Genomic DNA, 11,698 nt, shown 5'->3' on the forward strand with positions numbered 1-11,698 from the left:
ATTTATTAAGCTGCGTGACTGAGATGTTGCAGGATGTCTCAGTGGCGCGCATCGTAGGCCCTCTGGTTAATAATAATAAATATATTGTTATGATGCTTAGCATCACAGTTCGTTATGAATGCGTTAGCCATTAAAGGTAGTCCCCCTCAATGAACCTCAAGGCGTTGCGCTGCTGCGTCGAAATCGTCCGCCAAGGCAGCTTTACCAAGGCTGCGCAGCACCTGCACATTGCCCAGCCGGCCCTGAGCATGGCGGTGACCCGGCTGGAAGAAGAACTGGGTGTGACCCTGTTCAACCGCACCACGCGCAAAGTGATCCTTACCGCCGAAGGCCAGCAGTTCTTGCCGCGGATTGCTTCGGCGTTGCGCGAAATGGATATTGCCCGCCAGGAACTGCGCGATATGGCCGACCTGAAGCGTGGTGAAGTGCGTCTGGGCATTCCGCCGATGTTTGGCCTGCACTACGTGCCCGGGTTGATGAACGCCTTTCGCAAGTTGTACCCGGGCATCGCCATGACCGTATTCGAAGGCAGTGCCGAAGACATTGGCCACCGCCTGGAACAACGGGAAATCGACCTGGCGCTGCTGGAGTCCAGGCGCGTGCCACCCGACAAGGAATCCATCCTGCTGGGCAGCGACGAGATGCTTGCATGCATGCACCCCGACCATCCGTATGCCGGCAAGGCCTCCCTCACGGCCGAGGATTTGCGCAACACCGACATGGTGGTGTTCGACCGCACCTTCGTTCAACGCCACCTTCTGGACGCCTTCTTCGCCGAACACGGGATTACCTACCAAGTGGCGCTGCAGAGCAACTTCGTCTCGCTGGTGGTGCAGGCTGCGCTGGACAACATGGGCGTTGCAACCCTGCTGCGCTCGGTACAGCAGCGTACCCCGGGCATTGTCGGCGTACCGTTCCGCCCGGCACAGCAGATGAGTTTCAGGTTGTGCTGGCGCTCGGGGGAATACCTGTCTTTGGCCAGCAAGCGCTTCATCGATTTTGCCGCGCAGACCCACTATCTGGAGCGTTGAGGCCGGCCTGTACCGGCCCTTTCGCGGCTAAAGCCGCTCCCACAGGGACCCTGCCAGCTCAAGGAATGCGCCATACCTGTGGGAGCGGGCGCGCCCGCGAACACCGGCGCAGCCGGTGCTATCCACCGCGTCGCCTGCTTCGCGGGCATGCCCGCTCCCACAGGGTCCCCGCCAGCTGAGGAATGTGCTGTACCTGTGGGAGCATCTTTAGCCGCGAATACCGGCGCCGCCGGTGGCAAACGATTTGACGGGGGCTGGTAGCAGATGTCAGGCACCGCACGCCTCAAATACCAGCAAAAACCTGTAAAACGTTGCAATTCGTCAGGTTCTTGCCTGCGCTTCGCCTCCCTACAATGGCCTCACAACAACAAACGAGCCCAGCTCCGTGAGGCACGACCCCCATGTACAGAGACCACATCGTCAAACCGCGTGCGACCGACAACCCGGCGTTCATGGCCCTGGCCACCGCCGTCATCTTTGCGCTCGCCCTGTTCTACGGCGTCGGCGACGGTAGCCTGGCCCGGCTGATGGGCCCGATCGTGCTCGACCTGCAGACACCGCTGCTACGCAACATCGCCGTGGCGGGTACCCTTGCGGTTACCCTGGTGCTGAACCTGTTCATCCTCGGGCGCTTTGCGTTGCGGGCCCAGGTCATCACCGTCTGGTTCGAACTGTTGCTGTTGTTCCTGCTGTTCTTCGACACCTTCGACCTGTCCTACAGCTTCATCGCCAGCAAGGTTGGCTTCATGATCACCCAGGGGGTGTTCACCACCGTCTACGTTTCCACGATCGCCATTACCATCGCCTTCATCCTGGCCCTGCTGGGGGCGACCGCACGGCTGTCGTCCAACGGCTTTGCCATCGCCATCGCCAGCTTCTACACCTCGTTTTTCCGCGGTGTACCGCTGCTGATCCAGATCTACCTGATCTACCTCGGCATCCCCCAACTCGGCTATGTAGTCGGTGCAGTGCCCGCAGGCATCCTGGCCTTGTCGCTGTGCTACGGCGCCTACATGACGGAAATCTTCCGCGCCGGCATCAGCAGCATCCCGCGCGGGCAATGGGAAGCCTCGCGGGCGATTGGCCTGACGCCCTTCCAGGCCATGACCCGGGTAATCCTGCCGCAGTCGATGCGCCTGATCATCCCGCCCACCGGCAACCAGTTCATCTCCATGCTCAAGGACAGCTCGCTGGTATCGGTGATTGGCGTGTGGGAACTGATGTTCCTGGCCCGCACCCAGGGCCGTGCCGAGTTCCGCCATCTGGAGATGCTGATTACCGCCGCCGTTCTGTACTGGGTGCTGTCGATCCTGCTCGAAGCCGTGCAGTCGCGCCTGGAAAAACGTTTCGACCGCGCCCACCGCTGATCGAGGAGCATCACCATGAATCAAGTAGTCACCCCCGCTGCCGCCCAGGCCGCCGTGTCTATCCGCGACCTGCAGAAATGGTATGGCGAGTTCCACGTGCTCAAGGGTATCGACCTGGAAATCGCCAGCGGCGAGATCGTGGTGGTCTGCGGCCCGTCCGGCTCGGGCAAGTCCACACTGATTCGCTGCCTGAACCTGCTGGAGGACTTCCAGAAAGGCCAGGTGCTGATCGCCGGCAACCCGCTGAACCGTGATGCCGCCAGCGTAGCCGCCATTCGCCGCCAGGTCGGCATGGTGTTCCAGCAGTTCAACCTGTTCCCGCACCTGACCGTGCTGGAAAACCTGATGCTCGGGCCGCGCCTGGTCAGCAAGCTCAGCGAGGCCCAGGCCCGTGCCCTGGCCCTGGAGCACCTCGAGCGGGTGCGCATCGCCAGCCAGGCCGACAAGTTCCCCGGCCAGCTATCCGGCGGCCAGCAACAGCGGGTGGCCATTGCCCGCGCGCTGTGCATGAAGCCGCGGATCATGCTGTTCGACGAACCCACCTCGGCGCTGGACCCGGAAATGGTCAAGGAAGTACTCGATGTGATGGGTGAGCTGGCCGAGGATGGCATCACCATGCTCTGCGTCACCCACGAGATGGGCTTCGCCCGCCGGGTCGCCGACCGCATCCTGTTCATGGACCAAGGCCAGGTAATCGAACAGGGCCCGCCCAACGAGTTCTTCGACAACCCGCGCCATGCGCGCGCCAAAGCGTTCCTCTCGCAGATCCTCAGCCACTGAGGCCTGTGTCTGCCGCTGTGCCAACACAACAACAATCGCATACCCGGAGACTTACCGAATGAACCCAATCGCACGCTTGTTCGCACTCACTGCCGTCGCCGGCAGCCTGGCCCTGATGACCGGCGCTGCCTGGGCAGGTGCCACCCTGGACCGCATTCACCAGAGCAAGGTCATGAAAGTGGCCACCGCCGCCAACTGGCCGCCGCAGTCGTTCCTCGGCGAGGACAATACCCTCAAGGGCTTCGACATCGATGTCGCCAACGAAATCGGCAAGCGCATGGACACCAAGGTGGAGTTCGTCACCCCCGAGTACGGCATCATCACCGCCGGGCGCTGGGCCAGCCGCTGGGACCTGTCGGTCGGTTCGATGACGCCGACCACCGAGCGTGGCCGCGTGCTCGACTTCCCGGCCATCTACTACTACACCCCCTACATGTTCGCCGTGCACAAGGATGCCGCCGTTACCAGCGCTGCCGACCTCAATGGCAAGACCATCGGCGTCGAGGCCGGCACGACCTCCGAGGACTACATCAACCGCCGGCTGAAGATCGACGCGGTGAATGTGCCTGCGTTCAGCTACACCGTGGAGCCGGGCGATGTGCAGACCTACGGCGACAGCATGGGCCCGCTGGATGACCTGCGCATGGGTAACGGCACCCGTCTGGATGCCGTCCTGTCGCCGCTGCCGACTATCAAGGGTGCGATCAAGGCGGGTTACCCGATCACCCCGGTGCAGGGCAAGCCCGCCTATTACGAACCGCTGGCCATCGCCACCGACAAGGGCGACGACGCCTTCAACGCCGAACTGGCCAAGGCCATCGACAGCATGAAGGCCGACGGTACGCTGAAGCAGCTGTCCGAGAAGTGGTACGGCGCCGACCTCACGCAAGTGCAGTAACCCCATGACCCGCAGGCCAGCGCTCTTCCGCTGAAGGGCGTGCGGCCCCCTCGTGCCCGCAAGACACGCAACGCCCAGCAAAAGGATGACCCAGCCGATGTCCAGTTACAGCAACAACTACTACACCGGGACCATGCGCCCAGCCCCGCAGCGCCCGGCCCTGGCCGGCGAAGCCCAAGCCGACGTGTGCGTCATCGGCGGCGGCCTGGCGGGCCTCAGCGTGGCCCGGGAACTGCTGGCGCGCGGGCGCTCGGTAGTAGTGCTGGAAGCCGCGCGGGTGGCCTGGGGCGCCTCCGGGCGCAATGGCGGCTTCGTGCTGCAGGGCTGGTCCGAAGGGCTGTCGGCCATCGAGCGGCGCTGCGGTAAGCAGACAGCAGCGGAGTTGTTCCGGCTGTCACTGGAGGGCGTCGATATCGTACGCGACACCATCGCCCGCCACCAATTGCCAGGCTGTGCCGCGACCACCGGCAAACTCAGCGTGGTGCGCTATGACGATGCCGACAACCTGCAGCGCACCCGCGACCGCATGGCCCGTGACTTCGGTTTCGAGATGGAATACCTGGACACCCCGACACTGCGCAGCCGCCTGCGCACCGACCGGTACTTCCAGGGGCTGCGCGACAGCCATGGTTTTCACTTCCACCCGCTGAATTACTGCCTGGGCCTGGCCGAACTGGTCGAGCTCGCCGGCGGCCGCATCCACGAGCAGTCGCCCATGCTGCGGGTAGTACGCAAGGCCGGGCATCACCGCGTGACCACTGCCCACGGCGCGGTCACTTGTGCCGATGTGGTGTACTGCTGCGGCGGCTACGGCGGCGCCGAGTTCGGCCCGCTGCGCCGGGCGTTCCTGCCAATCGCTACCTATGTGGTACTCACCGAACACCTGGGCGAGCGCCTGGGTGACGTAATACGTACCACGGACGCCATCGGCGACAACCGTCGCGCCTCGGACTACTACCGCATCGTCGAGGGCGACCGCCTGCTGTGGGGGGGCCATATCACCACCCGCAACCTGCAAGACGAACAACGCCTGGGGCAATTGCTGTCCCGTGACATCCTCAGCGTGTACCCGCAGTTGCAAGGCCTGAAAGTCGCCAAGGCCTGGTCCGGGCTGATGGGCTACGCCCGCCACAAAATGCCGCACATCGGCCCTCTGGGCCCGGGGTTGTGGGCCTGTACTTCATTTGGGGGCCATGGTATGAACACCGCACCCGTGGGCGCCAGGGTAGTCGCCGAGGCGGTGTGCGGCGAAACCGACCGTTATCGCCTGTTCGATGCCTATGGCCTGGAATGGAACGGCGGACCGTTTGGGCCTGCTGCGGCACAAGCGGTGTATGCCGGGCTGAAACTGATGGACCGTTTCCAGGAAGCGCGCTCGCAGTACAACAACTAGAACGACAACCAGGAATCGCCATGGACGCCCTCCCCCCCGGCGCGCTGTTCAAACTTACCGAAAAGGACCGCCAACTGCTGGCGTTGCTGCAGGCCAATGCCCGCGAGCCCACCGCCTCGCTGGCTCGCAAACTGGGTGTGTCGCGCTCGGCGGTGCAGGAGCGCATCAACCGCCTGGAAAACGCCGGCGTGATCACCGGCTACAGCGTGCGCATCGATCAGGACAAGCTGCAGCAGGTGATCAACTGCTTCACCATGACCTCCTGCAGCAACAAGAGCTACACCGACGTGATGACCACCTTGCGCAAGATGGAGTCGGTGCAGGCGGTGTACGCGGTATCGGGCGAAATGGATTTCATCATCCACCTGACCACCCATACCTTGGGCGAACTGAATGCCGAACTGACCCGTATAAACATGATCAAGGGTGTGACCCATACGGCGTCGCACATTGTCATGGAGACCAAGTTCAGCAAGAAGCTGACGTTGTAACCCCCCTCCCAGGCTTGTGCAGGGCCTTGTGGGAGCGGGCATGTCGAGGCGTCGAACCGCCGCGAACACCGGCGCAGCCGGTGCCATCCTCCGCGCTGGATTCTTCGCGGGCATGCCCGCTCCCACAGGTGCTGTTCATGCCGCAGGTCCAGGAAGCCGGCCAGCTTCCTCGACGTCACCGTCACGGATTGACTATGATCCCGCCTTGAACGTTTCAGCATGTTTCAACAAGGATCCAGATGTCAGTTCAGGAATTACCCCCTCTCCCAAGCAAAACTACCGTCGCGAAGATGGAAGCCGCCATGGCGCTGGGCAGCTTTGCCATTGGCACCGGCGAGTTCGCCATCATGGGCCTGATGCCCGATATCGCCAGCAACCTGCAATTGAGCGAGCCCCAGGTGGGCCATGCCATCAGCGCCTATGCGCTGGGGGTGATGGTCGGCGCCCCGACACTGGCGATCATCGGCGCCCGGCTGTTGCGCAAGCACATGCTGCTGTTGTTGATGGCGCTGTATGCCCTTGGCAACCTGGCTACCGCCTTCGCCCCCTCGTTCGGTGGCCTGGTCGCCTTCCGCTTCATCAGCGGCCTGCCCCATGGCGCCTACTTTGGCATCGCGGCGGTGGTGGCGTCGAGCATGGTGGCCAAGGACCAGCGGGCGGGGGCCGTGGCCCGGGTGATGATGGGGCTGACCCTGGCCATGTTGCTCGGTAACCCGATCGCCACCTTGCTGGGCCAGTACTTCGGCTGGCGCTCGGCGTTCGTGCTGGTTGGCGCGATCGCCCTGTGCACCATCGTCCTGGTCTGGCGCTTCGTACCCCAGCGCCACGATGAAGTGCGCAGCGACCCGCGCAAGGAACTGCAAGCCTTCACCCTGCCGCAGGTGTGGATGGCGCTGGGCATCGCCTCGATCGGCTTTGCCGGCATGTTCTGTGTGTTCAGCTACCTGGCGCCGACCATGTTGCAGGTGACCCAGGTGTCGCCACAGTGGATTCCGTTTGGCCTGGCGGCGTTCGGCGTCGGTGGCATTGTCGGCAACATCGCCGGTGGCAAGCTGTTCGACCGCCTGCAGTTCCGCGCGGTCGGGCTGGTGCTGATGTGGTCGATTGCCGTGCTGCTGTTCTTCAGCTTTGCCGCCCAGGCGCTGTGGAGCCTGCTGCTGGGCATTGGCCTGGTCGGCACCATGATTGCCCTGGCGGCGCCGTTGCAAATCCGCCTGATGGACATTGCCCATGAAGCGCCAAGCCTGGCGGCGGCGTCGAACCATGCGGCGTTCAACCTGGCCAATGCGCTGGGGCCGTGGCTGGGTGGCATGGCGATTACCGCAGGCATGGGCTGGACCAGCACCGGGTACATCGGCGCGGCTACGGCGCTGGTCGGGCTGGGGATCTACCTGGTGGCACGGCGGATGAAGGGTGGGCACTAAGGCCCGGCTTTTCGCTTGATACTGGCGCCTCTCTCTGGTTTGGCACGATTCCTTGTAGGAGCGGCCTTGTGTCGCGAAAGGGCTGCAAAGCAGCCCCGGCAATCCGTGACGCTGAAACCCTGGGCTGCTTTGCAGCCCTTTCGCGACACAAGGCCGCTCCTACAGAAGAACGCGTCAATCCTGGGGATCGCACCGCATCGCAGCAGGCATCAACGCGGCAGGCTGACCCTGGCCACCTCGGCAAAATAACGGGCCCCGGTTGCCAGGATCGCATCGTTGAAATCATACGAAGCGTTGTGCAACGGCGTAGCCCCCGCCTCGCCCTCGGCACCATTGCCGATGAACACGAAGTTGCCCGGCACCTGCTGCAGGAACGCACCGAAGTCCTCGGAAATCATCATCGGCATCACTTCGGCATTCACCGCCTGCGCCCCCACCACATTGCGCGCCGCCGCCACGGCAATTTCCGTGTTCGCCGCCCAGTTCACCGTCGGCGCAAACTCGTGGCTGTACTCGAACCGGCAGGTTGCACCGTGCAGGTGGCAGATGCCCTCGCTGATCTCGCGCATGCGCTTTTCCAGAAGGCGCTGCACCTCTGGGCTGTAGCTGCGGGTGTCACCCTTGATCGTGACATGGGTCGGTATCGCATTGCGGATGCCATCAGTGATGAACTCGGTGCAGGAAACCACTGCCGACAGGCTCGGGTCGACATTGCGCGCGACAATGGTCTGCAAGGCCAGCACGATCTCGGCGCCGATCACCATCGGGTCGATACCCATGTGCGGCCGGGCGGCATGGGTGCCCTTGCCCTGGATGTGAATGACGAAGTTGTCCTCGCTGGCCATGATCCCACCGGGCCTCGTGGCGATATGGCCGGCCGGCATGCCCGGCATATTGTGCGCGCCATACAGGGCATCGACCGGGAAGCGCTCGAACAACCCATCGGCCATCATCGCCTTGGCCCCCCGCCCATGCTCCTCGGCCGGCTGGAACACGAAACGCACGGTACCGTTGAAGTTACGCTCGCGGCACAGCAGGTCTGCGGCACCCAGCACCATCGCCATGTGCCCGTCGTGGCCACAGGCGTGCATCTTGCCGTGGTTGCAGGACGCATGCGGCCGTTGATGCGCCTGTTCGGTGATGTTCAGGGCATCCATGTCGGCACGCAGGCCGATCACGCCTGGGCCGTCACCGACAGTGAGGCTGGCAACCAGGCCGGTGCCACCGATGCCACGGTGCACCTCCAAGCCAAGGCTGGCGAGGATGCTGGCGACCTGTTCGGCGGTGTCGAACTCTTCAAAGCCGGTTTCCGGGTGCCGGTGAAACGCGTGCCGCCAGTGCTTGAGGCGCAGTTCGAATGCAAGGTCGTTGCTCATGCTTGAAGCTCCTGTTACTGAGCCAACGTCGGGCGTTGACCGGAAGGTTGGGGTTCATCCGCAGGCGCTTGGCCGTGCCAGATGACGCTTTCGCTCAGGTAAGGCGTGCGGTAGCCGCTGCCCACACCCAGGCGGTAGAACGCGAAGGCAACTGCGCTCACCACGACCATGTCCAGGCCCTCTGGCAGCAGGCCGATACCGCCGAACGCCTCGCTGCCCAGCCACGACACCAGGGCAATCGCCGGGAGATAGCCGATCAGCCAGGCAGCGGCGCGCAGCTCGCGAGCGAACCCCGCCCAGCCGGCTTTGGCCTGGTAGTAGAAATAGATAGGCAAGGCGCCGATCACCAGGAGGATCACCTGGCCAGTCAGCGGCCAACGGGCCCAATACAGCACCAGTGAGGCACAGATGAAGGCAAATGGCGCAATGATGCCCATGCCCTTCAGGCGCAGCGGGCGGTGGATTTCCGGCGCGGTAGCGCGCAGCGACATCAGGCTGATCGGCCCGGTCAGGAACGAAATCACCACGGCCACCGAGATCACCGCCGCCAGTACGCCCCAGCCACGGAAGAAGAACAGGAAGATGAAACTCACCGCCAGGTTCAGCCACATCGCCTGGCGCGGCACGCCATACAGCGGGTGCAGGTTGCCGAAGATTTTCGGCAGGGTGTTGTTCTTCTCCATCGCATAGATCATGCGCGCAGTGGTGGCGGTGTAGATGGAGCCGGTACCCGAAGGGCTGACGAAGGCATCCAGGTACAGCAGCATGGCCAGCCAGTTCAGGTTCAGCGCCAGTGCCAGTTGCGCCAAGGGCGAATCGAAGTTCAGGTTGTGCCAGCCCGCAGCGATGCTCGCCGGGCTCAAGGCCCCGATGAAGGCCACCTGCAACATCACGTAGACCACCAGCGCGATGAGCACCGAGCCGACCAGCGCGAACGGGATGCTGCGCCCGGGGTTGCGCGCCTCGCCGGCCAAACTGACCGGGCTCTGGAAGCCGTTGTAGCTGAACACGATACCGCTGGCGGCCACTGCAGTGAACACTGCAGACCAGCCATATGGTGCGAAGCTGGCAACCGAGCCGTCGCCGAAGTTCTGTGAATTGAACTGGGTCGAGATCAGCGCGACGGAGGTCAGCGCAGGCACCACCAGCTTGAACACGGTAATTGCGGTGTTGGTCTTGACGAACAGCTTCACGCCCCAGTAGTTCAGGCCGAAGTACACCAGCACCAGACCCGCACTGGCCAGCAGCCCACCATGGGTCAATTCGCCGTGGTGCACCAGCGCCTGGGCCCACGGGAATGGCCAGGAGGCCATGTACTGGATCGAGGCGATCGCTTCGATGGGGATCACCGACACAATGGAGATCCAGTTGGCCCAGGCCGCCAGGAAGCCCACCAGCGAGCCGTGGGAATAGCGCGCATAACGCACCATGCCGCCGGACTCAGGGAACATCGCGCCCATTTCCGCATAGGTCAGGGCAATCGCCAGCACCACCACCGCACCGATGACCCAGGCCAGGATCGCCGCCGGCCCGGCGATGGCCGATGCATGCCAGGCGCCGAACAGCCAGCCTGAACCGATGATGGAGCCAAGGCCGGTCAGCATCAGCGACCAAGGGCTGATGTCACGTTTGAGTTTGTTCATGGAATCTCCGCTTGTTTTTCTTGTGTGGAGCTGACGGAGGGCCGGTAATACCGGCCCTCAGGGGTGGATCAGGTACGTACCCAGGCTTGCTGGCGGGCCAGTACCGAGCTGGCCGACTCGCCCAGCAGGTCGGCATATACGCCGGGGGCGGTGGCGCCTTCGGTATTGATGAAGAGGATGCGGGCGTTGCCGTCGATATCCAGGTCGGCAGCTGCGCCAGCATCCGTTACCAGGCGGGCAAGCCCGGCCAGGCCGGCGACGCCGGACTCACCAGCCACCAGCGGAATGTCGCGAGCGCTGCCAACCGCCAGACGGCGCATGGCGGCGACAGCTTGGTCATCGCTGATGGTCATGAAGTAATCGACGCTCGGCTCCAGGAAGCGCCAGGCCAGCGGCGATGTCTCGCCGCACGCCAGGCCTGCCATTACCGAGTCCACCGAGCCGGTCGCCCTGGCCGGCTTGCCGAGCAAGGCGCTCTGGTACAGGCAGTCCGCCTGCTCCGGTTCGACCATGACCAACAGCGGGCGCTGTGCGCCGTAGTGCTCCCACAGGTAGCTGACGATACCGGCCGCCAGGCCGCCCACCCCGCCCTGCAGGAACACGTGGGTGAACGGCGGTTGCCCGGCAGTGGCTTCGATGATTTCCGCGGCGATGGTGCCGTAGCCCTGCATCACGTCACGCGGGATCACTTCGTAGCCTTCATAGGAGGTATCGGAAACCACGGTCCAGCCGTTGCTGGTCGCCAGCTCCGCAGCATGCTCGACCGACGCGTCGTAATTGCCGGCAATGCGCACGATCTGTGCGCCATAGGCCGCAATCGCCTGTTCGCGCTCGATGCTGACGTTGGCATGCAGCACGATCACGCAGCGGCAGCCGATGCTTTGCGCGGCGGCCGCCAGGCCCTTGCCATGGTTGCCATCGGTGGCGCTGACCACGGTGAACTGCGCCAGCAGGTCGGCGTACTGGCCTTCCAGCAAGCCACGCGGGTCGAACTGCTGCGCGGGGAAGGTACGCCGGATCAGCCGAACCAGGGCAATCGGCGCGCCCAGGGCCTTGAAACTGCCCAGCTCCGAGCGCACCGATTCGTCCTTCACCGACACCTGGGCAACACCCAGCTCGGCGGCCAGGTCAGGCAGGGTGTACAGCGGCGTAGCGCCAGCGTTCAAGCGCGCCCAGCCGGCCAGCCACTGGCGGCTTTCTTCAGCCCTGGCAATGCTCATCACCTCTTGCAACGCTTGCGGGTAAGGCCGGCGGCCAGCCTTGGGGTTGGAAACAAACATGCGGTACTCCTTTCT

General features: G+C 63.8%; 10 protein-coding genes. 7 read left to right on the forward strand and 3 right to left on the reverse strand.

All coding sequences use genetic code 11. The annotated features are described in order from the left end of the window. Positions 1–149 precede the first annotated feature (149 nt). From R9B85_RS00210 to R9B85_RS00240, 7 genes are all read left to right on the forward strand, one after another. Complete coding sequence (locus R9B85_RS00210) at positions 150–1,031, forward strand: LysR family transcriptional regulator (protein WP_112253415.1); 882 nt, start codon at positions 150–152, stop codon at positions 1,029–1,031. Between the two features lie 401 nt (positions 1,032–1,432). Then, positions 1,433–2,398 (forward strand): amino acid ABC transporter permease, encoded by a 966-nt coding sequence (locus R9B85_RS00215; RefSeq protein ID WP_112253414.1) that lies wholly within the window; start codon positions 1,433–1,435, stop codon positions 2,396–2,398. A gap of 15 nt (positions 2,399–2,413) precedes the next feature. Continuing rightward, positions 2,414–3,178, forward strand: coding sequence for an amino acid ABC transporter ATP-binding protein (locus R9B85_RS00220; RefSeq protein WP_112253413.1), 765 nt, complete (start codon positions 2,414–2,416; stop codon positions 3,176–3,178). A 58-nt stretch (positions 3,179–3,236) separates the two neighbouring features. Then, entirely contained in the window at positions 3,237–4,076 is an 840-nt protein-coding gene (locus R9B85_RS00225) for an ABC transporter substrate-binding protein (RefSeq protein WP_112253412.1), read from the forward strand. Positions 4,077–4,173: 97 nt separating this feature from the next. After that, positions 4,174–5,469: an NAD(P)/FAD-dependent oxidoreductase gene (locus R9B85_RS00230; RefSeq protein WP_112253411.1), complete on the forward strand. Its 1,296-nt coding sequence runs from the start codon at positions 4,174–4,176 to the stop codon at positions 5,467–5,469. 20 nt (positions 5,470–5,489) lie between these two features. Beyond that, positions 5,490–5,960 (forward strand): Lrp/AsnC family transcriptional regulator, encoded by a 471-nt coding sequence (locus tag R9B85_RS00235; protein WP_046614108.1) that lies wholly within the window; start codon positions 5,490–5,492, stop codon positions 5,958–5,960. A gap of 239 nt (positions 5,961–6,199) precedes the next feature. Beyond that, a complete protein-coding gene (locus tag R9B85_RS00240) occupies positions 6,200–7,384 on the forward strand; it encodes an MFS transporter (RefSeq protein ID WP_112253410.1) in 1,185 nt (394 codons plus the stop codon). A 209-nt stretch (positions 7,385–7,593) separates the two neighbouring features. Here the strand turns inward: R9B85_RS00240 and R9B85_RS00245 are convergent, their stop codons facing one another. The 3 genes from R9B85_RS00245 to R9B85_RS00255 form a co-directional block, all read right to left on the reverse strand. Next, the gene (locus tag R9B85_RS00245) at positions 7,594–8,760 is read right to left on the reverse strand and encodes a M20 aminoacylase family protein (RefSeq protein ID WP_112253408.1); all 1,167 of its coding nucleotides are present in this window, start codon (positions 8,758–8,760) and stop codon (positions 7,594–7,596) included. A 14-nt stretch (positions 8,761–8,774) separates the two neighbouring features. Next, positions 8,775–10,403, reverse strand: a complete 1,629-nt coding sequence (locus R9B85_RS00250) for an APC family permease (RefSeq protein ID WP_252379267.1) — start codon at positions 10,401–10,403, stop codon at positions 8,775–8,777. A gap of 68 nt (positions 10,404–10,471) precedes the next feature. After that, positions 10,472–11,683 carry a diaminopropionate ammonia-lyase gene (locus R9B85_RS00255; RefSeq protein WP_112253406.1) on the reverse strand — a complete coding sequence of 404 codons (1,212 nt, stop codon included), beginning with the start codon at positions 11,681–11,683 and terminating at the stop codon, positions 10,472–10,474. Positions 11,684–11,698: the final 15 nt, after the last annotated feature.

The sequence above is a fragment of the Pseudomonas sp. NLJ1 genome (assembly GCF_049486705.1).
GTDB lineage: Bacteria > Pseudomonadota > Gammaproteobacteria > Pseudomonadales > Pseudomonadaceae > Aquipseudomonas > Aquipseudomonas inefficax.